The following is a 24804-nucleotide window of genomic DNA, read 5'->3' as shown; positions in this document are numbered from 1 at the left end:
TATACGCCAGTCATGACCGCTCACCGTCAGGACAGGTATGCGTTACGTCTTTGCTCTAATGTGCTTGATCATTCTAGTGGCCGGGATCGGTCTGGCCTATGACTGGATCCGTGTTCCGCCTCAATGGAATCCATTTAAGCCGCTTGATGTGCGACAGCCACCCAATTTTCTGACCCGATACAAGCTGATGAGGCTGCAACACGATCCTGAGCTATGCGCACAGGCGTTGCAGACGTCACCGCTGCGCTACGCCCAGATGCCTGCTAATGCCGGGACCAAGCAGTGCCCGCTGGAGAATGTCGTTAGGGTGCAACGCTCCAATATAGCCTTCAGCGGCAGTTTCCTTGCGACATGTCCTTTAGCAACAGCCTACGCCTTGTTTGAACTGCACACGTTACAACCAGCAGCAGAGGCCGTTTTCGGGCAGCGTGTCGTCAGTGTCGAGCATTTTGGAAGTTTCGCCTGCCGCAATATCTATCATCGTGCCAATGCCCGTCGTAGTGAGCATGCTAGCGCCAATGCGTTGGACTTGGCTGGCTTTCGCCTGGAGAACGGACAGCGCATTACCGTAGCGCGTGATTGGAAAGGGGACGATAGCAAGGCACGGTTCTTACATTTGCTTCGAGAAGGAGCCTGTAAATCCTTTAACACGACGCTGTCTCCAAATTACAACGCGGCGCACCATGACCACTTTCATCTCGACATGGGGGGCTTCCATGTGTGCCGTTAAGCGTGCCTATCCGGCAGCGCTCTGGCAGAATGCGGGCTTTGTTTCTTGATTGACCTTGTCATGATTACTGATCCAAGTGCTGTCGCCATTTCCATCCAACCGCTTGATGCCGCATGGCAGGGACAGGCAGATGCCTTGGGCTTGCAGCTAGGCCTGCCTGTCACCCAAGCGCCTGAGACGGATTTTGTGCTTCAGTTGGGGGAGTCGGGTCTTCAACTGGTTCAGCGTGGCCCAGATGCGCCAGGACCCGTGCGGGTTGATCTTTTGGAAGGTGCAGCAGCGCATCGGCGACGGTTTGGAGGAGGCAGTGGGCAGATGATTGCCAAGGCTGTCGGTGTTGGCACAGGCATACGTCCGAGTGTACTCGACGCCACGGCCGGCCTTGGCCGTGATGCCTTCGTTCTGGCGACGCTGGGCTGCGCGGTCACATTAATCGAGCGCCAGCCCTTGATTGCTGCTCTGCTTGAGGACGGACTAAGGCGTGCAACAGGCGACGAGGAAGTCGGCGCTATCGTGGCGCGCATGACCCTTCTCAAGGGAAATGCCATTGAGCTGATGCGGAAGATGCATGAGGCACCTCAAGTGATCTACCTCGATCCCATGTTTCCCCATCGTGATAAATCGGCGTTGGTAAAAAAGGAAATGCGCATTTTTCGTCCCCTGGTGGGTGATGATCCTGACGCACCAGCCTTGCTTGAGGCTGCCCTCGGGTTGGCCAGTCATCGCGTGGTGGTGAAGCGTCCACGCAAGGCGCCTCCTATCGAGGGGGCGAAGCCCAGTTATAGTCTGGATGGCAAATCCAGTCGCTACGATATTTATCCCAAAAAGGCGTTGGGCAAGGGCTAGTCGCTAGTCAGTCGCTCGGCGCATCCAGAGCCGGTAGACCGGTTGTGCCAGGAAAAGAACCAGCAGCAGCCGAAGCACCTGCATGGCGGTGACCAGCGGTACCAGCAAATGCAATGCTTCGGCGGTCAGGCTCATCTCGGCGATACCTCCAGGTACCATCCCCAGCAAAAGCGAGCGGGCATCGAGTCCGGTCAACCAGCCCAGTCCCATTGCAATAGGGGTGGCAATGAGGATGGCCAAGCAGGTAGCCAACACCGTGCGTGCCATGAAGGCGGGCGCCTGGCGAAAGAAGGGGCGATCGAAATAGCATCCTAGTGAGCTGCCAATGAGCCACTGGCCGATGTCCCCCGCTCCTGCAGGCAAGCCGATATTCAAATTGAATGTCACGCTGGCTGTAATGCTGGTCAGGAGAGCGCCCAATTGCCAGGCGTTTGGCAGTCGCAGCTTTTGAAAGATGAATGCCAGACCGGCACCGGCCACCATGATGGGCAATAACCAAGAAAAACTGATTTCAACAGTGTGCGAAACAAGAACATGCTCGCCACCAAATAAATACTTGTAAGCTGCCGGAACGCTTAATAGCACAAACACCATTCTCAGGCTCTGAGCAGCGGCCACTCGAGCCAGTACGGCGTCATTGCGTTTGGCCAGATTGACCATTTCATTGGCGCCCCCAGGCATGCTGGCAAAAAAAGCAGTTGCACGGTCCTCGCCGCCGCGTCGTAATAAGACGATGCCTATCACACTGGCGGTGACGGTCAGCACCGTGCCAAGCACAATGATCAGCGCGTGCGCTGCAATTTGCTCAACAATGGTCTGGTTGAAGTGCAGTCCAATGCCTGTGGCGATCACCCATTGGCCTCCTTTGCGCGCGTGAGGCATTTCCTGAGTCAGCCAGCCACAGCAGCGGATAGCGATAACTCCAAGCAGTGATCCGATCATCCAGGGAAGGGGCCAGTGCGCGAGACTGGCTAAGTATCCTCCGGCCGCTCCGGCCAGGGGAGTCATCCACCAGGGCCGGAGCGAGACGATCAACGTGTGACAGAAACGCTTCACTGTTTGGTTTTTGCCTTTATCACGCGTTGGCCAAGTTGGCTTTACGGCGAAGAGAGCGACGACGCCAGATGCGAACTATCGGCAGGATCAACATGACGATGACCAGCAGCCATACGATTTGGCTGATGCCACTGGACCATAGAATGTCCATGCTGCCATTGGAGATCGAAAGCGCCCGGCGCAGGTTCTGTTCCATGAGGCCGCCCAGAATGAAGCCCAGCAGCAGCGGCGACAGTGGGAAGTCCAGCTTGCGCAGGATGTATCCAATGATTCCAATGATCACCATGAGGATCAGGTCAAACGTTGTCGCGTGCACGGCATAAACGCCAATTGACGTGATGATGGCAATGATAGGGACCAATGCCCAGTTCGGTACTGCCAGGATCTTGGTGAAGACCTTGATCATGGGTACGTTCAGGATGAGCAGCATCACGTTGGCAATGAACAGCGAAGCGATCAGACCCCAGACCAGCGTAGGTTCGTTCTGAAACAGAAGCGGGCCAGGAGTGATGTTGTACAGCGTAAGGGCACCAATCATGACTGCTGTCGTTCCCGACCCTGGAACACCCAGCGTCAGCATAGGGATCATGGCGCCACAGCAGGACGCACCGATCGCGGTTTCGGGTGCAGCAAGGCCGCGAAGGTCTCCCTTGCCAAACTCACCCTTTTCACCAGCCATGCGCTTTTCAGTCATGTAGGCCAAGGCACTGGCCAGTGTCGCACCCGCACCGGGCAATACACCCATGACAAAACCGCCAACAGCACAGCGAAGGTTGGTCAGGAATACCGACTTGGCTTCCTTGAAGTTGAACAGCATGCGACCTGTTGCCTTGACAGCTTCCTGGCCATGGTGGGTTTTCTCAAGCAGCAATAACACCTCGCTTACTGAAAACAAGCCCAGGACCAGCACAACAAACTGGATGCCGTCTGCCAGATGGATGCTGTCAAAGGTGAAGCGATAAACACCACTGTTGGCATCAATGCCGATGGCTGCCAGGAAAAGCCCTAGCAACGAGGCGACCAGCGTTTTGACGGGTTTGTCACCCGCCATGCCTGCCAGACAGACAATGGCAAAGACCATCAGCACGAAGTATTCAGCTGGGCCAAAGGCAATTGCCCATTTAGCCAGCAGCGGGGCAAACAGTACCATGCCGCATGTCGCCACGAAGGCGCCAATAAAGGAGCTCCAGGCCGACAAGGACAGGGCTACGCCGGCCAGTCCTTTACGGGCCAGTGGATAGCCGTCCAGGGTGGTCATGAGCGTTGATGCTTCGCCCGGGATGTTCAGTAGAATCGACGAAATACGTCCGCCATATTCACAGCCAAGGTAAACAGCTGCCAAAAGAATCAAAGCGGATTCAGGCGGCAGACCTAGCGCAAACGCTACCGGGATCAGCAGGGCCACCCCGTTGATAGGGCCTAAGCCTGGGAGCAGGCCAACCACGGTTCCGATCAGCGTACCGATCAGGGCGATAATAAGGTTGGTAGGCGTTAAGGCAACACCAAAGCCTTGGGCAAGAAAATTCAAGGTTTCCATCTTAGATCTCCAGGCCGTCTAGGATGCCCAAGGGCAGTGGAACGTCCAGAATGCGATCGAACAGGATGTATAGGCAGATGGACATGACAATGCTGGTCACGAGGCTGGGCAACCAGCGCCCGCCATAGAGTCGAGCAAACAGAAAGCCTGCAACGATGCTGCTGGGAACAAAGCCGAATGGCTCGAACAGCAGGGCGTAAGCCAGTAGCAGCAGAACGCAGCTGACTACCTTGCGCGCAGTCGGTGCATCCATGGGTTGTTCGTCATGGGCGTGATCAATTGGCGTAGGCTTGACCAGAAGGTAAGCCAGCCCTGCTGACATCAGTCCCAGCATCAACATGGGGTAGGCGCGGGGGCCGACCGGCTCGTAAGAGAACGGTGCCTGATAATCCAGGGCAAGGTACATCATGACCAAGCCGGCAATTAGCCAGGCGCCCAGAAAGAGACGTTGAAAAAGCATGGCATTTCCCTCGGACGCTCCGCCTGCGCGGAGCGTCAGGTAGCGTTATTGGATCAGGCCAAACTCTTTGGCCATGCCCCGGTACTTGGCAACTTCCTTCTGTACATAGGCATCCAGCTCACTGCCAGTCATGGCAAATGGGAAAAGCTCACGCTGGTCGCGTAGTTTGGCAAAGTCATCCGAAGCCAGCAGTTTGTCGAAGGAGGCTTTCCACCAGTTGTAGTCTTCATCACTGACTTTCGGGCCGAGGTAATAGCCGCGCACTACAGGCCATACGATGTCGTACCCCTGCTCGCGAGCGGTGGGGATGTTGGCCATGGCAGGCTCATCCAAACGGTTTTCGGAAAAAACCGCCAGGATTCTCATATCACCGCTCTCGATGTGAGGCATGGAGTCAGAAATATCCGTACTGCCTACTTGAATATGCCCACCCAGCAGAGCCGTTGCGATCTCGCCACCGCCTTCCAGTGAGACATAGCGGAGGTCACGCGGATTGATACCCGCGGCCTTGGCAACGAGGGCGGTCTGCATCCAGTCCTGGCTACCGACGGTTCCGCCAGAGCCAATGACCACTTTGCCTGGATCCTTTTTAAGCGCTTCGACCAGATCGCCAAGGGTCTTGTAGGGGGAATCATTCTTTACGGCAATAGCACCGTAACTGGTTCCTACCGCTGCCAGCCATTTAACGGCCTTTTCATCGAAGCGGCCAAACTTGCCCTGCGCCAGGTTGAGCAGGGAGCCGCTTGAAAACGCAACGATTGTTCCACCTTCCTTGGGGCGTTGTGCCACGACAGTATTGTAAGCCACTGCGCCTACACCTCCTGGCATGTAGGTAACCCGCATAGGTTTTTCTAGCAGCTTGGCGTTTACCAGCGCGCTCTGGGCAAGTTTGCAGGTCAGGTCGAAACCACCGCCTGGAGAGGCTGGTGCAATACATTCAGGGCGTTTGGGTTCAGCTTGCAGCTGTGTGGAGAGCATTGCTGCAACAGCAGCGATTGCCAGGGGGCGTAGGGATAGGGCCATGGTTATCTCCTTTTGTTTTTATAGTGCGGAACGGCAACAGAGCAGTGTGATTCCATTGCTGAAGCAATCTTGCGTCAGTTGAAAACTGATACGTAAACAGGTAGCGAGCCTGGCGGCTGGCGAAGTGCGTAAGTAGGGTAGGGTGGAAGAGTTTCCGACGAGGCGAGTACGCGACGATTCTGCATGATGGGATTCCGTATTGTTGTTTTTGTAGGGCCTTTGGTGCGTATAAGGCTTATTAACCTGATCGTAGTGGCACAAGCTTTCACGAAGCTTTCAATCTGAAAGGATCTAGACCATTTATCAGTCGCTCTGGGTACACTGAGACGATCTAACACGATTTCGGAGAATCGAGTGCGTATCTTGCTCGTCGAAGATCATCTGTCACTGGCTGAAAGTGTGGCGCAGGCGCTGAAGGGAGAAGGTTGGACTGTCGACGTCATCAATGACGGTGTCGCTGCTGACCTGGCACTGGCAAGTGAGGAATACGCATTGGCCATTCTGGATGTTGGGTTGCCGCGAATGGATGGCTTCGAAATCCTGGCCCGTCTTCGTGAGCGGGGTAACCGTTTGCCGGTATTGATGCTGACGGCGCGCGGGGAAGTGAAGGATCGGGTTCAGGGGCTTAACCTAGGGGCTGACGATTACCTGGCTAAACCCTTCGAACTTACCGAGCTCGAAGCTCGAGTCAAGGCACTGCTTCGACGCAGTGTGTTGGGCGGCGAGCGCCAACAGCGCTGCGGCCCGCTCGTCTATGACCTCAACACCCGACGCTTCACGCTTGATAATGAACCCTTGACCCTGACCTCGCGTGAGCAGGCAGTGCTTGGCATTCTGATTGCCCGCCCCGGTCGGGTGATGAGTAAGGAGCAACTGGCTTCCCAGGTCTTTGGTCTAGATGAAGAAGCCAGCCCTGAAGCCATCGAAATCTACATACATCGTTTGCGCAAGAAGCTTGAGGCCAGTGCTGTTCGTATCGTGACCTTTAGAGGGCTGGGCTACTTGCTGGAGTTTTCAGGTGCTTGAGCGCAGGGAAGGCGTGCGGGTAAGCCCGGAGATCTCTGAAGCCAATAGCAGCGTTATCATCGAGGGCAGTCTGCGGGGTCGATTGCTTGGTCGTCTGGCTGTTTTGCTGGCCTTGTTATTGATCGTGAGCAGCCTTAGCGCCTATATCAATGGTCGCCAGGTTGCCGACACCGCCTATGACAGGACGCTTTTAGCATCAGCCCGAACCATCGCAGCCGGACTGTCCGCAGAGGACGGTACCCTGAGGGCCGATGTGCCCTATGTCGCGCTGGATACCTTTGCTTATGACAGTGCCGGCCGAATCTATTATCAGGTGCTCGACATTGAAGGGCATCTGACCTCCGGGTACGAAAATCTTCCGCCACCGCCTCCGGGTACGCCGCTGACTCAGGACTATCCTGCCTTGGCGCGCTTCTATGACGGACAGTACCGGGGGCAAGGTGTACGAGTTGTCAGTTTGATGCAGCCGGTCAGTGAAACCAACATGAACGGCATGGCTGAAATACGGGTAGCGGAGACAGAGCAGGCTCGTGAAAACATGGCGCGTAGCCTGCTGGTTGATACCTTGTTGCGGCTCTGCCTTCTTTCCGTGGGAGCTTTGCTGCTGGTTTGGTGGGTTGTAAGCGTAGCGCTTCAGCCGCTTGAGCGATTAAGGGCTGCGGTTGAGGAGCGTCAGGCGGACGATTTGCGTCCACTGCCTAGGGTGGTGATTCAGCGGGAGCTGTTTCCCTTGGTAAGCGCATTGAACCAGTTTACGGTCAGGCTGAGAGGGCTCTTCGAGCGTCAGGCTCAGTTCATTGCCGACGCCGCCCATGAATTACGTACACCACTGGCCGCGCTAAAGGCTCGTCTTGAGCTGGGTGTTCGTGAGCAGAGCCCGCAGCAATGGCATGCAACCCTGCTTGATGCCCAGCGCAATACAGACCGTTTGGCTCATCTCGCCAATCAGCTCCTGTCCCTGGCAAGGATCGAAAGCGGGGCACAGGCCATTGCCGAAGGTGGAGCAGAGCGCATCGAATTGGGAGCCTTGGCCAGAGATCTTGGTCTTGCGCTTGCGCCGTTGGCCTATAAGCGAGGTGTCTCGCTGGAGCTGGAAGCGGAAGCTGAGGTATGGGTAAAGGGCGAGCCGACCTTACTCAATGAGTTGTTATCCAACCTTATTGATAACGCACTGGCTCACACGCCTGAAAATGGTACGGTCATAATCCGGGTGCTCACACCCTGTATTCTTGAGGTCGAGGATGATGGCCCGGGTATTCCTGCCGATGCGCGAGCGCACGTTTTCGAGCGATTCCACCGGCTGGATCCTCAGCGGGGCGGTGCCGGGTTGGGATTGGCTATCGTGGGAGAGATCTGCCGCGCTCATCAGGCTGCTATAACCTTGCATGATGGCGCGGCGGGAGGGCTGCGTGTAAGGGTTGTATTCCCTGACGAGCGCGTGATCCCCAATATCGATTGGACGGCCTATTGAAGGAAGTGCTTGGACTGTTCCAGTGCTTCCCCTAGATCCTCATCGGCCTTGATGTCGGTAGAAGGATCCAGCCCCAGCTTTCTAAAGGAAGCAATAGGCGTCCAGTCCATTTTAGTCAAGGGGTGCTCCGTGCCGCTAAGGCTCTGCAGGTAAGCAACCTGAACAATGTCGGCGTAATCCACCTTGGGCGTATTGCGCTCGAAGTGCAGATAATCCTGAGGCACGTTGACAATGGGCTCCTGGAAATCCCAGGCTTTCAGAATCCGCTTTCCTATCTTGGGATGGATTTCCTCGATTACACGATCCAGTGTCAGCGAGTTGGCCAGCAGTGAACTGTGTTCTTCGGCATACGTCAGGATGGGTAGCACACCGATCTGATGCACCAGGCCCGCCAGTGCAGCCTGATCGGGAGAAAGGCGAGTGAAGTGCTTGCACAGAACATAGCTGATACCCGCGATTTCCGTACTTTTAGCCCATACCTCACGCATCTTATGATCAACCGCGTCGGTAGTAGCTTGGAACATCTGCTCCATTGCAAGTCCGATTGCAAGATTGCAGGTGTAGTTGATACCTAGCCGATTGATAGCGGTGTGAAGATCCGTGATCTCGTTGCTAATTCTGAGCAGCGGACTGTTTACTACCTTAATGATTCGCGCCGTCAATGCCGTATCGTTGCCGATGAGCTTGCCCATGTCAGCGCTTGTGACATCCGGATCCTCGGCGGCCTCGCGAACACGCAGGGCCACTTCAGGTAACGTTGGCAGAACCAGCTGATCGTTTTCAATGGCCTCGTTGAGCTCTTGAGCTACCTGTTCGGCAAGCATGATCATTCTTTATCCCTCGAAAAGCATTCGTCTGATACGTCAGCGTTGAATTTCGCGATCCGTATCGATTACATAAGGCAGATCCAAGAGCTCGCACACGGGGCCCTCGTTAGATGCGAGATGAATGCGGCCATCCTCTTTCGCATCGATTTGTAAAACAGCCAGAAACTCTGTTCTACCGTCATCCCGCGCAGCCAATACCACTTCTCCCACGCTGCTATTATGCACCGGAGAAAACAGCTCGGTGCCAGGCGCTGGTGTATCAGCGTCTACCTTTAGGCGATAGAGTCGGCGCTTCAGTCGCCCAAGGTATTGCATGCGTGCGACGATTTCCTGACCGGTATAGCAGCCTTTCTTGAAGCTGACGCCATCCACGGCCTGCAGGTTGATCATTTGAGGAATGAACAGCTCGCGGGTGGGGCCGAACACCTGTCCGATTCCCTCGCGTATCTGGCCCAGCAGCCAGTGCTCTAGGGCGACCTCAGGCGCTATGCTGCTTAATTGCTGATGGAAGGACTCTGCAAGCGCGCTAGGAGTCCAGATTTCGATACGCTGTCTACTCAGACGTATCGCCAGCATGCCGTTAAAATGAGCAACACCATTAACCTGTTCGGGAAGAGTTAATGACGGCAGTGCTTTCTGCGCTGTCTCAACGCTGGCGCCGAATCGCACCCATTCAGCACTTTCGTCTGCCAGCGTCGACTTGGAAAACACTGCGTATTTCTTTAGGTCCGTCAACTGCGGCTCTACTAATTCCTTCGCCATCGCCAGCAGGTATCCTTCCTGGATTTGCACGATGCGAAAGCTCGAAACCATTCTTCCCTTAGGCGTACAGCGAGCACCCAGGCTGGATGTTTCTGCATTGAGATAATTGATGTTGCAAGTCACTTGGCCTTGCAGGAATTTTCCCGCGTCCGCTCCGCGAATCGCCAGGATGCCTTCATGAGACAGTGCGCAAAAATATAAGGAGTCAGCCATAGAGCATCAACGGCAAGAGAATGAACGCTCATCATAGAACGCAGGCGTGTTCTTGTCAGTTGCGATAACAACAAGATGCCTTCCTGCAGGTAGAGCTGAGCAATCTGATGAACTCGCCTATAATGCGCCCAACTTTGAGGAGCCACCATGACAGACGAAACCGAACTCAAGCGACTTTTCTGGCACAGCCGTCGCGGCATGCTTGAACTGGACGTGTTGCTGGTACCTTTCGTTCAGGAAGTTTACCCTTCACTGAGCCAGCAGGATCAAGACCGCTACAAAAAACTCCTCGACTGTGAAGATCAGGACATGTTCGTCTGGTTTATGCAGCGGGGCGAGCCTGAAGATCCAGACCTAAAGTATATCGTTCGGATGATTCTGGATCGTGTCCAACCGGATTGAGCCGTTTGAATGCCACTGGCAGCACTCTCGACAATTATTTTGTGTCTATTGTGCGACCTTGCTGTTGGCCTTCGCCTCGTTATTTATGGCCAACATTCCGACATGGGCGGCCATCATGGGCGCTCTCATGTGTGTCGCCCATGCTGCCTGGGTAATTCCGGGCGCCATATTGTTGCATCGGCCAAATGAGCCGCGCCGCCTGAAACATGATGAGAGCGGATGGCAACTCTGGTCTCCAGGGCAGGGGTGGCACCCTGTTCAGCTATGCCGGGATAGCATGGCGCTGCCGCTTATTATCGTGTTGCGATATCGGCGTGTAGATGAAAAGTGGACCCGGGCAGTTTGTATCCCGTCTGATGCCATGACGCCGGATGCTCACCGGCGTTTGCGGGTCAGGCTCAGGTTTGCGCAGCGACGTTGGGCGGCACCAGAATAGTATCCTGTACCTGATTGCACGGCCTGGGATAATCCAGTGTGTAGTGCAGGCCACGGCTTTCCTTGCGCGCCATGGCGGAGCGGACAATCAACTCTGCTACTTGGGCAAGATTTCTAAGCTCAATCAGATCACGGCTTACTTTGTAATTGCTGTAGAAGTCATCTATTTCTTTCATTAAAAGCTGTATGCGGTTGTAGGCGCGTTGCAATCGCTTGTCGGTTCGGACGATACCTACATAGTTCCACATGAAGCGGCGCAGCTCCTTCCAGTTGTGCGTAATAATGACATCCTCATCCGAATCGGTTACCTGGCTGGCATCCCAGTTGGGAAGGTGGGGAAGGTGCTGTGTCTTGTCGAGCTGACTCTCGATATGCCTGGCCGCCGAGCGCGCATAAACGAAGCATTCGAGTAGTGAGTTGCTGGCCATTCGATTGGCACCATGCAATCCCGTAAAACTGGTTTCTCCGACGGCATAGAGCCCCGGCAGGTCAGTACTTCCGTTTTCATCTACGCATACCCCGCCGCAGGTATAGTGAGCAGCCGGTACGACAGGGATTGGCTCGTGGCGAATATCGAAGCCCAGGCTCAGGCATCGCTCATAGACCGTAGGAAAGTGTGCAGTAATGAAGTCGGCCGGCTTATGGCTAATATCGAGATGGACATAAGGAATGCCAAGTCGCTTCATCTCATGGTCGATCGCCCGGGCTACGATATCGCGTGGCGCCAGTTCGGCTCTCTCGTCAAAGCGCGGCATGAACCGCTCACCGTTTGGCAGCTTCAGAAGAGCCCCTTCGCCTCGCAATGCTTCCGTAATCAAAAAGTTGCGGGCCTGCGGATGATAAAGGCAAGTAGGGTGGAATTGATTGAATTCCATATTGCTTATACGGCAGCCGGCTCGCCATGCCATGGCAATGCCGTCACCGCAGGCGCTTTCTTGGTTGCTGCTGTAGAGGTACACCTTGCTTGCTCCACCGGTCGCTAAGACTGTGAAGCGTGCACCGTATGTATCAACTTCACCGGTGTTTCGGTCAAGTACGTATGCACCTAGGCAGCGGTTGTTTTTTAGTCCGATCTTGATGCCTGTAATCAGATCGACCGCAACCTGTTGTGAAAGCAGATGAATATTAGGCCGTTCCTTAGCGGCAGCCAGTAGAGTATCGAATATTGCAGCGCCAGTTGCGTCGGCAGCGTGGATGATCCGCCTATGGCTGTGGCCACCTTCACGGGTCAGATGAAGAGGAAACCTTTTCTGTGCGTCTCCTTCGCTTCGAGTAAAAGGAACGCCTAAGTCGATTAGCCATTCCATGGCCTCACGGCTTCTTTCCACCGTGAAACGAACAGCCTGTTCGTTGCATAATCCAGCACCCGCTATCAATGTATCCTTGACGTGGGAGTCTATGGTGTCGTCCTCATCCAGCACAGCGGCTACACCACCCTGTGCCCAGTAGGTTGAACCATTGGAAAGGTTGCCTTTGCTGAGAACTGCGATCCGAAGGTGCGAGGGTAAGGTTAGTGCCAGGGTGAGGCCAGCAGCGCCGCTGCCGATGATCAGAACATCATGATCGATGTGTTGGCCCATATATCGTCTCTTTTTGTTGGTTTAGCTATACGATTAACTAGCGTAATGGCGATGTCATTCTATGGAGGAAGGAACTTTATAGGGCCCGGAGCCGTCCATGTGAGGATAATTTTCCACACGGACAGTAAAAAGTGGCCGAGAGAATGAATAGTGGAATGACTGCTAATAGCTATCAGCGGATGTCGGCGGAAGACCGGCTTACCGATCAGCGAATCGAAGACAAGGTTCGCCCGATATCTGCCGTGGGGAGAACTTTTACGCAGCACCCTGGTCTATCCAAACAACAGGATGAGAAGGGTGAAGCGGGTCTCCTTCGGAATCAACAAGGAGCTCCCATGCAAACCCAGGAACAGGATCAGCAGCTTGTCGAGCGCGTGCAGCGAGGCGATAAGCGTGCATTTGATCTCCTGGTGCTGAAATACCAGCACAAGATTTTAGGGTTGATTGTGCGCTTCGTGCACGACACCCAGGAAGCGCAAGACGTAGCGCAAGAAGCTTTCATCAAAGCCTATCGCGCGCTAGGGAATTTTCGTGGTGATAGTGCGTTCTATACCTGGCTATATCGCATTGCGATAAACACAGCAAAAAATCATCTGGTTGCTCGTGGTCGTCGTCCACCGGACAGTGACGTAAGCGCAGAAGATGCTGAGTTCTATGAAGGTGATCATGCCTTAAAGGATATTGAGTCGCCTGAGCGTTCGTTGTTGCGGGACGAAATTGAAAGTACCGTTCATCGCACCATTCAGCAATTGCCAGAAGATTTAAGAACCGCGCTAACTTTGCGTGAATTTGAAGGTCTTAGTTACGAGGACATTGCAAATGTGATGCAGTGTCCAGTAGGTACAGTACGCTCGCGCATATTCCGTGCGCGGGAAGCCATCGATAAAGCCCTGCAACCTTTGTTGCGGGAAGCATGAGACAGCGGCGACAGCTATGAGAGAGGTTGATATGAATCGTGAAGCTCTGCTGGAATCACTGTCCGCTGTTATGGATAACGAAGCGGACGAACTGGAAGTCAGACGTGTACTCGCGGCGACAAGCGAGGACGCTGAACTCCGTGCTACTTGGTCCCGTTATGCAATGGCTCGTGCAGTCATTCGCAACGAACCTATCATGCCAAAGCTTGATATCGCATCTGCAGTATCGGCTGCGCTGGCTAACGAAGAGGCGCCTGTGGTGACTACACCTGCTGCAGTGGCTAAGCCCAAGGCAGGCCGGTGGAGTGCGATCAGTCGAGTGGCAGTCGCGGCTTCTGTAACAGTGGCTGTGTTGGCAGGTGTGCGGCTGTATAACCAGGAAGGCGTCTCTGAACAGATGGCCCAACAGGCTCCAGCACCTATCAGCGTACCGCAGGTACAGAGTCCTGCTGTATTGGCTAATTACAGCGAAGAAAGTGCTCAGAGCTCTGAGTCCAAGGCGGCTAATCCGTCAGCAGTGGCCAACCCACAGCTGCCTGGCTACATTCGTCAGCATGCACAGCAGGCTACTTTCAACAGTGTTGAAGGTTCCGCGCTTCCTTATGCACGTGGTGCTAACGCAGAAACTCGTTAATCCCTGATAAGGAAGAGCATGCGGTTTGCTCCAGTTATATATGGAATAGGCGGTTTGTTACTGATAACTCAATCAGTACAAGCCGCCGAGTCAACGGATTGGTTGAACAAGCTATCAACCAGTGACAAGGTTAATTCCCAAGGTTCTTTTATCTACGAGAGCAATGGGAATCTAACTTCACATCATATCGCCAGAAAAGTCGATTCCAATGGGGATGTTAAAGAGCGTCTCTACCGGCTTGATGGCATTCCTTATGAAGTAGTGCGTGATAATAATCGCATTGTCTGCAGTACTTCAGCAGATGATCAGGTTGATGTGGCAAAAAGCCTTGCTCCCAAATTGAGGCCTGATCAAATCGATAAAGGCTATACCCTCAAGCATCTCGGAGAGTCGCGCGTTGCAGACAATCCCACGGATGTCATAGCGTTTATTCCTAAAGATTCCTATCGATACGCTTATGAAATGCAACTAAGCAAGTCGACTGGACAGGTCCTCAAATCCACCACATTCGATCAAAAGGGTAATGCACTGGAAAGACTTCAGTTCATTACTTACTCGTCGCTTGCGCCAAGTACAGCTGAGCTTGATCCTAAAGGTGACTGTGCTCCTAGCGCAGAAGCGGAAGAGGCGAGCCATGCAGACCAAGCTACATGGGCGGCTTCCTGGCTTCCCTCCGGCTTCGAGCAGGTACGATCATTGAAGAGCTGGCAGGCAGGTGGGGACGGACGACCTGTACAGTACCTTCTATACAGCGATGGTCTGAGTAATTTTTCTGTATTTGTTGACTCTGATAGTCATACAGCGATGACCGATAGTCGAAACCAGTTTGGTCCTACCAGTGTCGTATCCAAGCGCATCAATCCATCTGACAAGGATGTGTTGATTACTGTTGTAGGCGAAGTTCCTGCCGGTACGGCCGAGCGCATAGCGTTATCCGTACGGCCCGACTAAGTCTGTGCCGCTAATAAGTACATGTTTCCTGATACTCATAGGGAGTATCAGGAAACATTCAGCTTTTCTATGGTATTTCGTCAGGTGACTCTTTTAAGGCGGTTCGTCTGCTGCCTGAAGTAGTGATGCGGTGGGTACTGCACCATCGCTTGGTAAAATCTAACTGTTAGCACTGTCTGTCCCCTGCAAGAACGGGAGCTGTATTTCATGCGAATGTTTAAACATTACCTGGCAGCCTTGATGGCAACATGGGCGCTAGGCGTATCGCTATTGGCCCATGCGGATCTTCCAGACTTTACTCCGCTGGTAGAGTCGGCAAGCCCTGCCGTTGTTAATATCAGTACTCGCCAAAACCTGCCGGCTAGCCGTGGCGGTGCCATGTCCATGCCTGATCTCGAAGGGCTGCCGCCAGGTATTCGTGAATTCTTCGAGCGAAGCATTCCTCAAATGCCGCAAGGGCCGGACAGTCGTCGGCGAGAAGCCCAGTCGTTGGGGTCCGGTTTTATTATCTCGGCTGATGGTTATGTCCTGACCAACAACCATGTGGTAGCCGATGCGGACGAAATCATCGTGCGCCTTTCTGACAGAAGCGATCATACTGCCAAATTAATTGGTGCTGATCCGCGTACAGACGTGGCGCTCCTCAAGATTGACGCCAAGAATCTTCCGACCGTTAAGTTAGGTAATTCTGACAAGCTCAAGGTCGGTGAGTGGGTGCTGGCTATTGGTTCGCCCTTCGGGTTCGACCACTCCGTGACAGCCGGTATCGTAAGCGCCAAGGGGCGTAGCTTGCCAAACGAGAACTATGTTCCATTCATCCAGACGGATGTTGCGATCAATCCTGGCAATTCTGGTGGCCCGCTGTTCAATCTGAGCGGGGAAGTGGTAGGCATCAACTCTCAGATATTTACGCGTTCGGGCGGCTTTATGGGGCTTTCCTTTGCTATCCCGATCGATGTCGCTATGAATGTGGCCAATCAGTTGCGTACCGAGGGTAAGGTGACACGCGGTTGGTTGGGAGTTGTCATTCAAGAAGTAGACAAAGACCTGGCAGAGTCCTTTGGCTTGGAGAAGCCAGCCGGCGCTTTGATCGCTCAGGTTTTGGAAAACGGACCTGCAGCCAAGAGTGGCTTGAAAGTGGGAGATGTCATCCTGTCGGTTAACGGGCAACAGATTGTTGAGTCAGCAGATCTGCCTCATCTGATCGGTAACCTGAAGCCTGATGCCACCGCGGAAATGAATATTGTGCGTGAAGGCGCACGCAAGACCGTATCCGTTAAGGTCGGTGATATGCCCGATGATGATTCTATTGCTGCCTCAGGTCAGCCCGGCGCTGAGCGTAGCAGTAATCGAATGGGGATTGCTGTTGCGGATCTGACTGATGAGCAGAAGAAAAGCCTTCAGTTGCAAAGTGGCGTGGTAATCAAGCAGGTAACGGACGGACCGGCTGCCATGATTGGCTTGCGTCCGGGCGATGTAATTACTCATTTGAATAATCAGCCGGTTTCCTCGGCGCGCCAATTCCAGGACACAATGAAGAAGCTTCCTGCCGACAAGTCCATTTCCATGCGCGTCATGCGTGATGGACGAGCCAGCTTTATTACTTTCAGGCTGCCCAAGTAAGGCCAATGAGGCGAGGTGGAAACACCTCGCCTTTTTACCTTATGTAAGTCCGTGCGTGACGGGTTTCCATAGTATCGGGTAAACTCCCAGGCTATTTTTTCCAGCGGGCATTCCGCTGCTGGCCTTTCGAGTGTTGATCCGTGAGTGACCTAAGTCATATCCGTAACTTTTCCATCATTGCCCACATTGACCATGGCAAGTCGACGCTAGCCGACCGCTTTATTCAAATGTGTGGCGGCCTGTCCGACCGCGAAATGGAAGCCCAGGTGCTGGACTCCATGGACCTCGAGCGCGAGCGCGGAATTACCATTAAAGCCCACAGCGTGACGCTGCACTACAAAGCGCAGGATGGTAAAACGTACCAGCTCAACTTTATCGATACCCCTGGGCATGTTGACTTCACCTATGAAGTAAGCCGCTCTCTGGCTGCCTGTGAGGGCGCTTTGCTCGTTGTTGATGCTGCTCAGGGCGTTGAGGCTCAGTCCGTAGCCAACTGCTATACAGCGATTGAGCAAGGTCTTGAAGTCATGCCTGTGCTCAACAAGATGGACCTGCCTCAGTCCGAGCCAGAGCGCGTTAAGGCAGAGATTGAGCACATCATTGGTATCGATGCCACTGACGCGGTTCCCTGCTCAGCCAAGAGTGGCATGGGTGTTGTCGATGTCCTGGAGCGACTGGTCAAGGTAATCCCTGCTCCTGAAGGCAATATCGAGGCGCCTCTACAAGCATTGATCATTGATTCCTGGTTCGACAATTATCTAGGTGTTGTGTCCTTGGTACGCGTCAAGCATGGACGTGTGAAAAAAGGCGACAAGATTCTGGTGAAGTCCACCGGCAAAGTACATCAGGTGGATAGTGTTGGCGTCTTTACGCCTAAGCATACCGAAATGCAGGATCTTAAGGCCGGTGAGGTAGGCTTCATTATCGCTGGTATCAAGGAGATCCTGGGGGCGCCAGTAGGTGATACGCTGACGCTTTCCAGCACGCCAGACGTAGCCATGCTGCCGGGCTTCCAAAAGGTCAAACCTCAGGTCTATGCAGGCCTCTTTCCGGTCAGCTCGGATGATTTTGAAGACTTCCGCGAAGCGCTGCAGAAGCTGACCTTGAACGATGCGTCTTTGCAGTACGAGCCTGAAAGTTCAGAGGCACTGGGCTTTGGCTTTCGCTGCGGTTTCCTCGGTATGCTCCATATGGAGATTATCCAGGAGCGTTTGGAGCGCGAATACGATCTGGATCTGATCACGACTGCACCGACTGTAGTGTTTGAAGTCGTGCATAAGAATGGCGAAATCGTATACGTAGACAACCCCTCAAAGCTGCCTGATCTTGCATCGATTGCAGAAATGCGCGAACCGATCGTGCGGGCCAATATTCTTGTGCCTCAAGAGCACTTGGGTAACGTCATAACCCTATGTATTGAGAAGCGTGGTGTGCAGCGGGACATGCAGTTCCTCAGCAGCCAGGTTCAGGTTAGTTATGATCTGCCTATGAATGAAGTTGTTCTGGACTTTTTCGATCGACTCAAGTCCGTTAGTCGTGGGTATGCTTCGCTGGATTACAGTTTTGATCGCTTCGAAGCTTCTAATCTGGTCAAGCTTGATGTCCTTATCAATGGTGAGAAAGTCGATGCGCTGGCATTGATCGTTCACCGAGACAAGGCTCACCACAAAGGTCGAGCTCTGACAGAGAAAATGAAGGAGCTGATTCCACGTCAGATGTTTGATGTGGCGATCCAGGCAGCTATTGGTGGGCAGATCGTAGCGCGGACAACCGTAAAGGCATTACGTAAGAACGTATTGGCCAAGTGTTACGGTGGAGACGTATCCCGTAAGCGCAAGCTGCTGGAGAAGCAGAAAGCGGGTAAGAAGCGGATGAAGCAGGTTGGGAGTGTGGAAATTCCACAAGAAGCCTTCCTGGCTGTACTCAAAGTGGATAGCTGAGAATATGTCATTCAATTTTCCTTTGCTTTTGGTTATCGCTGTCGCAGTGTGTGGCGGTTTGGCACTGTTTGATTTGGTCTTTCTGGCGCCACGCCGGCGTACAAGAATTGCGACATACGAAGGGCAGGTTACCGAGCCCGATCCAGTTGCTTTGGATAATTTGAGGAAGGAGCCACTCTTGGTCGAGTATGGGAAGTCATTCTTTCCTGTACTCGCCATCGTTTTGGTTCTGCGGTCGTTTCTGGTGGAGCCTTTCCAGATTCCTTCGGGCTCAATGAAGCCCACATTGGAAGTGGGCGATTTCATCTTGGTAAACAAGTTCGCCTATGGAATCCGTTTGCCGGTTATCGATACTAAGATCATCCCGGTTGGAGACCCGCAACGTGGTGATGTCATGGTATTTCGCTATCCCAGCGACCCCTCCGTTAATTACATCAAGCGTGTTGTAGGCTTGCCTGGCGACACCATTCGCTATACTCCAGAGAAGCAGCTTTTTGTGAACGGTCAATTGGTCTCAAAGCAACTGATCGGAGAGGAGCCTGGCTCTTTGGGTAGTGCAAAGCTATACAAAGAGAAATTAGGCGAAGTAGAGCATGTCATTCGTGAGGAGATGACTCGTTATAACCTGCCGGCGGATAGTCAATGGGTTATACCGGCTGGTCATTATTTCATGATGGGGGACAACCGGGATAACTCCAATGACAGTCGTTACTGGAGCGACCCTGGTATTCCACACGAATTGCTTGGCATGGTTCCCGATAAAAATATTGTTGGCAAAGCCTTTGCTGTCTGGATGAGCTGGCCTGACCCAAAGGTCAAAAATTTACCTAACTTTTCCCGTGTAGGGATCATTCATTAAATAGGAAATGCGTCATGTCTATGTCGCACAGGCAAAAGGGACTTTCCTTCATAGGCTGGCTGCTAGTGCTGTGCATTATTGCTTTCTTGGCAAGCACAGCCTTTAAGCTTATTCCTCATTATCTGGATTATCAGGCGATGACCAAAGTCATCACCTCTATAGAAAGTGAGAAAGCGATGAATATTCATAGCGTGCCCGATGTGTATTCGTATGTAAGCAAGGGCATGCAGGTTAATAGCATTAATGATATTGACCTTGATAAAGCCATGCAGGTGAAGACTGAGGACAATAGATTCCTTATCCATCTGGATTATGAAAAGCGTGAACCTCTAATCCGTAATATTGATTTAGTGGTTCATTTTGAACGCGACTTCCGTATAAGTATCCCGTGAACCCACCCTTAGATCGTCTCGAGCGCCGGCTCGGTTACACCTTCAAAGACCAGGGCCAAATGGTCCTGGCTCTCACTCATCGCAGTTTTGCCAGTAAGAATAATGAGCGTCTTGAGTTTCTAGGAGACGCTATTCTTAACTTTGTGATTGGCGAAGCGCTCTATCAACATTTCCCTCAAGCCCGTGAAGGCCAGCTTTCTCGCCTGCGCGCAAGATTGGTAAAGGGAGAGACCTTAGCTGTCCTGGCCCGTAGTTTTGAGATTGGAGACTATCTCCGGCTAGGCTCGGGCGAGTTGAAAAGTGGCGGCTTTCGCCGCGAGTCTATTCTGGCAGATGCGATGGAGGCTCTGATTGGCGCTATCTATCTGGATGCTGGGATGGAAGCGGCCAGAGATCGGATCATGGCTTGGCTAGGGCCGCAACTTCGTGAGCTTACGCCAGTCGATACGAACAAGGATCCCAAAACACGCCTTCAGGAGCATCTGCAGGCGCGGGGATGTGAGTTGCCAAAGTATGAAGTGGTCGCGATCGAAGGCGAGCCACATTGTCGCGTCTTTTTCGTTGAGTGCGACATATCGATGCTAAGCGAAAAAACCAGTGGCCAAGGGCCCAGTCGCCGCATCGCAGAACAAATGGCTGCAACAGCCGCGTTGATTGCTTTAGGAGTAGAGAATGGCCATGACTGACCCGGTATCCCGTTGTGGATACGTAGCTATCGTTGGGCGTCCTAACGTGGGCAAATCTACTCTGCTGAATCATATCTTAGGGCAGAAGCTTGCTATCACCTCTCGAAAGCCCCAAACGACACGTCATACGTTGTTGGGTATTAAGACAGAAGGGGATGTTCAGGCTGTTTATGTCGATACGCCTGGTATCCACAAAGAGAATCAAAAAGCTCTCAATCGCTATATGAATAAGACCGCATCCGCAGCCCTCAAAGATGTAGATGTAGTTATCTTTGTGGTGGATCGCATGCGCTGGACTGAAGAGGATGCGTTCGTTCTAGAACGAGTCCGCCATGTCAAATGTCCGGTGATTGTGGCGGTTAACAAAACGGACCGCATGGAAGATAAAGCAGAGCTTCTACCTCAGTTGAAGTGGCTATCCGAGCAGTTGCCTGAAGCAGAGGTTATCCCTATCTCTGCGCAAAATGGTGTGAATCTGGATTCCCTCGAGAAGCTTGTAGCGGATCGGCTGCCTGAGGGAGACCACTTCTTTCCTGAGGATCAGCTTACTGATCGTAGTAGTCGTTTTCTGGCTGCAGAGCTCGTACGTGAAAAAATTATGCGTCAGCTGGGTGCTGAACTTCCCTATCAGGTCACGGTTGAAATTGAGGAGTTTAAACAGCAAGGGAATGTGTTGCACATCCATGCGCTGATTCTGGTAGAGCGTGATGGACAGAAAAAGATACTCATCGGAAATGCAGGTGAGCGAATCAAGCGGATTGGTCAGGATGCTCGGAAAGATATGGAGGCCCTCTTCGATTCGAAGGTCATGTTGAACCTTTGGGTGAAGGTAAAAAGCGGCTGGTCAGACGATGAGCGCGCACTCCGCTCTTTGGGATACGCAGATCTTTGATGCAGGAACCTGAGAAAGTCTTCGTTCTTCATGCTCGGCCCTTCAGGGAAAGTAGCACGCTCGTAGACTTTTTTTCATTGCGTGGGAGGTTTCGAGCAGTCTATCGAGGCGCTCGTGGAAAATCTGGCAGTGTTGTTCGGCTGTTTCAGCTATTTGAAGGGCAGTTCCGGGGACGTACTGAATTAAAGACAGTTCACCGTATGGAGCCTTTGGCTCCTCCCTTTCTTCTGAGCGGAGATGCTCTGTTTAGTGGCCTTTATCTCAATGAGCTCATCGTACGTCTTCTTTTGCCAGAAGAGCCGCACCCGGCGATCTTCCATCAATATGCAAATACCTTGCGTGCATTGAGTAATCATACAGACGTGGAACCTCCGCTAAGGAACTTCGAGTGGACGTTTCTCGATGAGTTGGGTTACGGCTTTTCATTAGAAGTGGATAGTCGCGGCAACGCTATAGATCCCAAAAATATCTATCGTTTTGTTCCAGATGAAGGCCTTGAATGTATACCTGTATATCAGCCTGGTGCATTCCAAGGTAGTGAGCTGCTGGCCTTGTCTGGCGCTGACTGGAATGATGCAGGTGTCCTTAAATCAGCTAAACGACTCATGCGCCAGGCTTATGCTCCGCTGCTTAGTGGCAAGCCGCTTATTAGCCGTGAATTGTTTCTTAAGTGAGAGTTGAATGCGATGTTTGCTAGCCGACTTTTATTAGGCGTCAACATTGATCATGTGGCAACTTTGCGCCAGGCGCGCGGTACACGTTATCCCGATCCTCTTAAGGCAGCGCTTGATGCAGAGGAGGCTGGTGCAGATGGAATTACACTGCATTTACGTGAAGACCGTAGGCATATTCAGGAGCGAGACGTTCGCCTCTTCAAGGCAGCCCTTCAGACGCGCATGAACCTTGAGATCGCAATGACTCCGGCGATGCTGGATTTAGCCTGCGATGTCAGGCCGGAGCATGTCTGCCTTGTACCTGAAAAAAGAGAAGAATTGACGACAGAGGGTGGCTTGGATGTTCTAGGGCAAGAACATCGGATAAGGGAAGCTATCGCTAGGCTTGCGTCGGCAGGTTGTCAGGTATCACTTTTTATCGATCCCGATCAGCAGCAAATAGAGGCCGCCGCGAGAGCTGGCGCTCCTGCCATTGAACTTCATACAGGAAAGTACGCGGATGCAGCGAGCGAAAAAAGTCAAACCCTCGAACTTGAGCGTATTAAAGACGGTGTTGAGGCAGGTTTGTCTAGCGGGTTAATAGTGAATGCAGGTCATGGCCTTCATTACCATAACGTAGAGCCAATAGCGTCAATCCCAGGTATTAATGAGTTGAATATAGGTCACGCCATTGTGGCCCATGCTGTGTTCGTTGGCTTTAAGCAAGCAGTAGTAGAAATGAAAGCGTTAATGTATTCGGCTTGGCTCAAAAATAAAGCTTGACCTGTGAGCGGAGGGGCCTATAATGCGCCCCACTTCCGCTGCAACGTAACAGCAAAAAGCCTTGTAGGTCAATGGGTTAGCTGTTTAGTCAGGGTCAGGCCTCCGGTCTGGCAGAAGCGGAAAGAGGGAAGCGGTAGTTGACAAGCCCCTGGGTTTGTGTAGAATACGCCTCCCGCTGCCAGAACAGGTTTCCTGATCCGGCAGGTCCGACAAGCAGTTCAGCAGGTTAGACCGGTTGAACAAAAAGCTTGACAGGACAAGAGGTTAGCGTAGAATGCGCGCCTCGGTTGAGACGAGGTCTTAACCAACCGCTCTTTAACAAGTTGAATCAAGCAATTCGTGTGGGTGCTTGTGCTGTAAGACTGATGGATCGACAAGATTATCAGCAAGACAAGTAACACTCGTGAATTCGAGAGTTTATTTGCGATTGCTGAGCTAAGTTTAGGGTTTTCTCAAAACCCGGATATGTTTGAACTGAAGAGTTTGATCATGGCTCAGATTGAACGCTGGCGGCAGGCCTAACACATGCAAGTCGAGCGGATGAAGAGAGCTTGCTCTCTGATTCAGCGGCGGACGGGTGAGTAATGCCTAGGAATCTGCCTGGTAGTGGGGGACAACGTTTCGAAAGGAACGCTAATACCGCATACGTCCTACGGGAGAAAGTGGGGGATCTTCGGACCTCACGCTATCAGATGAGCCTAGGTCGGATTAGCTAGTTGGTGGGGTAACGGCTCACCAAGGCGACGATCCGTAACTGGTCTGAGAGGATGATCAGTCACACTGGAACTGAGACACGGTCCAGACTCCTACGGGAGGCAGCAGTGGGGAATATTGGACAATGGGCGAAAGCCTGATCCAGCCATGCCGCGTGTGTGAAGAAGGCCCTCGGGTCGTAAAGCACTTTAAGCTGGGAGGAAGGGTTGTAACCTAATACGTTGCAGCTTTGACGTTACCAGCAGAATAAGCACCGGCTAACTCTGTGCCAGCAGCCGCGGTAATACAGAGGGTGCAAGCGTTAATCGGAATTACTGGGCGTAAAGCGCGCGTAGGTGGCTTGGTAAGTTGAATGTGAAATCCCCGGGCTCAACCTGGGAACTGCATCCAAAACTGCCTGGCTAGAGTACGGTAGAGGGTGGTGGAATTTCCTGTGTAGCGGTGAAATGCGTAGATATAGGAAGGAACACCAGTGGCGAAGGCGACCACCTGGACTGATACTGACACTGAGGTGCGAAAGCGTGGGGAGCAAACAGGATTAGATACCCTGGTAGTCCACGCCGTAAACGATGTCAACTAGCCGTTGGGGTCCTTGAGACTTTAGTGGCGCAGCTAACGCAATAAGTTGACCGCCTGGGGAGTACGGCCGCAAGGTTAAAACTCAAATGAATTGACGGGGGCCCGCACAAGCGGTGGAGCATGTGGTTTAATTCGAAGCAACGCGAAGAACCTTACCAGGCCTTGACATGCAGAGAACTTTCCAGAGATGGATTGGTGCCTTCGGGAACTCTGACACAGGTGCTGCATGGCTGTCGTCAGCTCGTGTCGTGAGATGTTGGGTTAAGTCCCGTAACGAGCGCAACCCTTGTCCTTAGTTACCAGCACATTATGGTGGGCACTCTAAGGAGACTGCCGGTGACAAACCGGAGGAAGGTGGGGATGACGTCAAGTCATCATGGCCCTTACGGCCTGGGCTACACACGTGCTACAATGGTCGGTACAAAGGGTTGCCAAACCGCGAGGTGGAGCTAATCCCATAAAACCGATCGTAGTCCGGATCGCAGTCTGCAACTCGACTGCGTGAAGTCGGAATCGCTAGTAATCGTGAATCAGAACGTCACGGTGAATACGTTCCCGGGCCTTGTACACACCGCCCGTCACACCATGGGAGTGGGTTGCACCAGAAGTAGCTAGTCTAACCTTCGGGAGGACGGTTACCACGGTGTGATTCATGACTGGGGTGAAGTCGTAACAAGGTAGCCGTAGGGGAACCTGCGGCTGGATCACCTCCTTAATCGATAGATCCCAGCTTTGGCATAAGCTCCCACACGAATTGCTTGATTCACTGAAATAAAGACGCGAGATGAGTCAAGACTCAAGCGTTAGACGATT

Annotated in this window: 24 protein-coding genes and 1 rRNA gene; 18 read left to right on the top strand and 7 right to left on the bottom strand. The window is 52.9% G+C overall.

Annotated elements, in window-relative coordinates; genetic code table 11:
• Positions 1-37 precede the first annotated feature (37 nt).
• Positions 38-730 (top strand): extensin-like domain-containing protein, encoded by a 693-nt coding sequence (locus tag JQR86_RS13000; protein ID WP_434153680.1) that lies wholly within the window; start codon positions 38-40, stop codon positions 728-730.
• A gap of 60 nt (positions 731-790) precedes the next feature.
• Positions 791-1576: a class I SAM-dependent methyltransferase gene (locus JQR86_RS12995; RefSeq protein WP_434153679.1), complete on the top strand. Its 786-nt coding sequence runs from the start codon at positions 791-793 to the stop codon at positions 1574-1576.
• 3 nt (positions 1577-1579) lie between these two features.
• Here the strand turns inward: JQR86_RS12995 and JQR86_RS12990 are convergent, their stop codons facing one another.
• The 4 genes from JQR86_RS12990 to JQR86_RS12975 all read right to left on the bottom strand — a co-directional run bounded on the left by JQR86_RS12990 (position 1580) and on the right by JQR86_RS12975 (position 5658).
• Positions 1580-2584 (bottom strand): AbrB family transcriptional regulator, encoded by a 1005-nt coding sequence (locus JQR86_RS12990; RefSeq protein ID WP_407363360.1) that lies wholly within the window; start codon positions 2582-2584, stop codon positions 1580-1582.
• Between the two features lie 67 nt (positions 2585-2651).
• On the bottom strand, positions 2652-4169 hold the full coding sequence (locus JQR86_RS12985) for a tripartite tricarboxylate transporter permease (protein WP_010797624.1): 1518 nt from the start codon (positions 4167-4169) through the stop codon (positions 2652-2654).
• A gap of 1 nt (position 4170) precedes the next feature.
• Positions 4171-4629 carry a tripartite tricarboxylate transporter TctB family protein gene (locus JQR86_RS12980; protein WP_434153678.1) on the bottom strand — a complete coding sequence of 153 codons (459 nt, stop codon included), beginning with the start codon at positions 4627-4629 and terminating at the stop codon, positions 4171-4173.
• Positions 4630-4674: 45 nt separating this feature from the next.
• On the bottom strand, positions 4675-5658 hold the full coding sequence (locus tag JQR86_RS12975; RefSeq protein WP_173869112.1) for a Bug family tripartite tricarboxylate transporter substrate binding protein: 984 nt from the start codon (positions 5656-5658) through the stop codon (positions 4675-4677).
• Between the two features lie 348 nt (positions 5659-6006).
• Here JQR86_RS12975 and JQR86_RS12970 point away from each other — a divergent pair, with 348 nt between their 5' ends.
• Both JQR86_RS12970 and JQR86_RS12965 read left to right on the top strand, forming a co-directional pair.
• Positions 6007-6678 carry a response regulator gene (locus JQR86_RS12970; protein WP_010797627.1) on the top strand — a complete coding sequence of 224 codons (672 nt, stop codon included), beginning with the start codon at positions 6007-6009 and terminating at the stop codon, positions 6676-6678.
• 55 nt (positions 6679-6733) lie between these two features.
• On the top strand, positions 6734-8149 hold the full coding sequence (locus JQR86_RS12965) for a sensor histidine kinase (protein ID WP_434154909.1): 1416 nt from the start codon (positions 6734-6736) through the stop codon (positions 8147-8149).
• On the opposite strand, the gene JQR86_RS12960 is transcribed toward JQR86_RS12965, so the two are convergent.
• Positions 8143-8979 (bottom strand): HDOD domain-containing protein, encoded by an 837-nt coding sequence (locus tag JQR86_RS12960; RefSeq protein WP_407363061.1) that lies wholly within the window; start codon positions 8977-8979, stop codon positions 8143-8145. The genes JQR86_RS12965 and JQR86_RS12960 overlap by 7 nt on opposite strands.
• 33 nt (positions 8980-9012) lie before the next feature.
• The gene (locus tag JQR86_RS12955) at positions 9013-9951 is read right to left on the bottom strand and encodes a YgfZ/GcvT domain-containing protein (RefSeq protein WP_407363062.1); all 939 of its coding nucleotides are present in this window, start codon (positions 9949-9951) and stop codon (positions 9013-9015) included.
• A 147-nt stretch (positions 9952-10098) separates the two neighbouring features.
• Here JQR86_RS12955 and JQR86_RS12950 point away from each other — a divergent pair, with 147 nt between their 5' ends.
• Both JQR86_RS12950 and JQR86_RS12945 read left to right on the top strand, forming a co-directional pair.
• Positions 10099-10353, top strand: a complete 255-nt coding sequence (locus tag JQR86_RS12950) for a succinate dehydrogenase assembly factor 2 (protein WP_010797631.1) — start codon at positions 10099-10101, stop codon at positions 10351-10353.
• Positions 10337-10789: a protein YgfX gene (locus JQR86_RS12945; RefSeq protein WP_407363063.1), complete on the top strand. Its 453-nt coding sequence runs from the start codon at positions 10337-10339 to the stop codon at positions 10787-10789. Before JQR86_RS12950 ends, JQR86_RS12945 begins: the two co-directional genes overlap by 17 nt.
• Here JQR86_RS12945 and nadB read toward each other — a convergent pair.
• Positions 10752-12368 carry an L-aspartate oxidase gene (gene nadB / locus JQR86_RS12940; RefSeq protein ID WP_434153677.1) on the bottom strand — a complete coding sequence of 539 codons (1617 nt, stop codon included), beginning with the start codon at positions 12366-12368 and terminating at the stop codon, positions 10752-10754. The two genes, JQR86_RS12945 and nadB, sit on opposite strands and share 38 nt — an antisense overlap.
• Positions 12369-12703: 335 nt before the next feature.
• On the opposite strand from nadB, the gene rpoE reads away from it, so the two are divergent.
• The 12 genes from rpoE (at position 12704) to JQR86_RS12880 (ending at position 24706) form a co-directional block, all read left to right on the top strand.
• The gene (gene rpoE / locus JQR86_RS12935) at positions 12704-13285 is read left to right on the top strand and encodes an RNA polymerase sigma factor RpoE (RefSeq protein ID WP_010797633.1); all 582 of its coding nucleotides are present in this window, start codon (positions 12704-12706) and stop codon (positions 13283-13285) included.
• A 31-nt stretch (positions 13286-13316) separates the two neighbouring features.
• Complete coding sequence (locus JQR86_RS12930) at positions 13317-13919, top strand: sigma-E factor negative regulatory protein (protein WP_434153676.1); 603 nt, start codon at positions 13317-13319, stop codon at positions 13917-13919.
• A gap of 18 nt (positions 13920-13937) precedes the next feature.
• Positions 13938-14870, top strand: coding sequence for a MucB/RseB C-terminal domain-containing protein (locus tag JQR86_RS12925; RefSeq protein WP_434153675.1), 933 nt, complete (start codon positions 13938-13940; stop codon positions 14868-14870).
• A gap of 207 nt (positions 14871-15077) precedes the next feature.
• Positions 15078-16493, top strand: a complete 1416-nt coding sequence (locus tag JQR86_RS12920; RefSeq protein WP_019366536.1) for a DegQ family serine endoprotease — start codon at positions 15078-15080, stop codon at positions 16491-16493.
• Positions 16494-16633: 140 nt separating this feature from the next.
• On the top strand, positions 16634-18433 hold the full coding sequence (lepA, locus tag JQR86_RS12915) for a translation elongation factor 4 (protein ID WP_010797637.1): 1800 nt from the start codon (positions 16634-16636) through the stop codon (positions 18431-18433).
• Between the two features lie 4 nt (positions 18434-18437).
• The gene (gene lepB / locus JQR86_RS12910) at positions 18438-19292 is read left to right on the top strand and encodes a signal peptidase I (RefSeq protein WP_010797638.1); all 855 of its coding nucleotides are present in this window, start codon (positions 18438-18440) and stop codon (positions 19290-19292) included.
• A gap of 14 nt (positions 19293-19306) precedes the next feature.
• Positions 19307-19684: a DUF4845 domain-containing protein gene (locus JQR86_RS12905; protein WP_407363066.1), complete on the top strand. Its 378-nt coding sequence runs from the start codon at positions 19307-19309 to the stop codon at positions 19682-19684.
• Entirely contained in the window at positions 19681-20370 is a 690-nt protein-coding gene (rnc, locus tag JQR86_RS12900; protein WP_010797640.1) for a ribonuclease III, read from the top strand. The genes JQR86_RS12905 and rnc overlap by 4 nt, the downstream gene beginning before the upstream one ends.
• A complete protein-coding gene (gene era, locus JQR86_RS12895) occupies positions 20363-21262 on the top strand; it encodes a GTPase Era (protein ID WP_037030114.1) in 900 nt (299 codons plus the stop codon). The genes rnc and era overlap by 8 nt, the downstream gene beginning before the upstream one ends.
• Entirely contained in the window at positions 21262-21936 is a 675-nt protein-coding gene (gene recO / locus JQR86_RS12890) for a DNA repair protein RecO (RefSeq protein WP_407363067.1), read from the top strand. Before era ends, recO begins: the two co-directional genes overlap by 1 nt.
• 12 nt (positions 21937-21948) lie before the next feature.
• The gene (gene pdxJ / locus JQR86_RS12885) at positions 21949-22698 is read left to right on the top strand and encodes a pyridoxine 5'-phosphate synthase (RefSeq protein ID WP_010797643.1); all 750 of its coding nucleotides are present in this window, start codon (positions 21949-21951) and stop codon (positions 22696-22698) included.
• Between the two features lie 471 nt (positions 22699-23169).
• Positions 23170-24706 (top strand): 16S ribosomal RNA (locus tag JQR86_RS12880).
• The last annotated feature ends 98 nt before the right edge of the window (positions 24707-24804 follow it).

The organism is Pseudomonas sp. JZ134 (assembly GCF_051027695.1).
Classification (GTDB): domain Bacteria; phylum Pseudomonadota; class Gammaproteobacteria; order Pseudomonadales; family Pseudomonadaceae; genus Chryseomonas; species Chryseomonas luteola.
Note: the sequence above shows the minus strand (reverse complement) of the source record. Positions and strands in the feature narration are given on the sequence as shown.

Excerpts from the sequence above, each read along its gene's own strand:
- JQR86_RS13000 (WP_434153680.1), top strand. The coding sequence starts at position 38 with ATGCGTTACGTCTTTGCTCTAATGTGCTTGATCATTCTAGTGGCCGGG.
- JQR86_RS12995 (WP_434153679.1), top strand. The coding sequence starts at position 791 with ATGATTACTGATCCAAGTGCTGTCGCCATTTCCATCCAACCGCTTGAT.
- JQR86_RS12990 (WP_407363360.1), bottom strand. The coding sequence starts at position 2,584 with ATGACTCCCCTGGCCGGAGCGGCCGGAGGATACTTAGCCAGTCTCGCG.
- JQR86_RS12985 (WP_010797624.1), bottom strand. The coding sequence starts at position 4,169 with ATGGAAACCTTGAATTTTCTTGCCCAAGGCTTTGGTGTTGCCTTAACG.
- JQR86_RS12980 (WP_434153678.1), bottom strand. The coding sequence starts at position 4,629 with ATGCTTTTTCAACGTCTCTTTCTGGGCGCCTGGCTAATTGCCGGCTTG.
- JQR86_RS12960 (WP_407363061.1), bottom strand. The coding sequence starts at position 8,979 with ATGATCATGCTTGCCGAACAGGTAGCTCAAGAGCTCAACGAGGCCATT.
- JQR86_RS12955 (WP_407363062.1), bottom strand. The coding sequence starts at position 9,951 with ATGGCTGACTCCTTATATTTTTGCGCACTGTCTCATGAAGGCATCCTG.
- JQR86_RS12950 (WP_010797631.1), top strand. The coding sequence starts at position 10,099 with ATGACAGACGAAACCGAACTCAAGCGACTTTTCTGGCACAGCCGTCGC.
- nadB (WP_434153677.1), bottom strand. The coding sequence starts at position 12,368 with ATGGGCCAACACATCGATCATGATGTTCTGATCATCGGCAGCGGCGCT.
- rpoE (WP_010797633.1), top strand. The coding sequence starts at position 12,704 with ATGCAAACCCAGGAACAGGATCAGCAGCTTGTCGAGCGCGTGCAGCGA.
- JQR86_RS12930 (WP_434153676.1), top strand. The coding sequence starts at position 13,317 with ATGAATCGTGAAGCTCTGCTGGAATCACTGTCCGCTGTTATGGATAAC.
- JQR86_RS12925 (WP_434153675.1), top strand. The coding sequence starts at position 13,938 with ATGCGGTTTGCTCCAGTTATATATGGAATAGGCGGTTTGTTACTGATA.
- JQR86_RS12920 (WP_019366536.1), top strand. The coding sequence starts at position 15,078 with ATGCGAATGTTTAAACATTACCTGGCAGCCTTGATGGCAACATGGGCG.
- lepB (WP_010797638.1), top strand. The coding sequence starts at position 18,438 with ATGTCATTCAATTTTCCTTTGCTTTTGGTTATCGCTGTCGCAGTGTGT.
- JQR86_RS12905 (WP_407363066.1), top strand. The coding sequence starts at position 19,307 with ATGTCTATGTCGCACAGGCAAAAGGGACTTTCCTTCATAGGCTGGCTG.
- era (WP_037030114.1), top strand. The coding sequence starts at position 20,363 with ATGACTGACCCGGTATCCCGTTGTGGATACGTAGCTATCGTTGGGCGT.
- recO (WP_407363067.1), top strand. The coding sequence starts at position 21,262 with ATGCAGGAACCTGAGAAAGTCTTCGTTCTTCATGCTCGGCCCTTCAGG.
- pdxJ (WP_010797643.1), top strand. The coding sequence starts at position 21,949 with ATGTTTGCTAGCCGACTTTTATTAGGCGTCAACATTGATCATGTGGCA.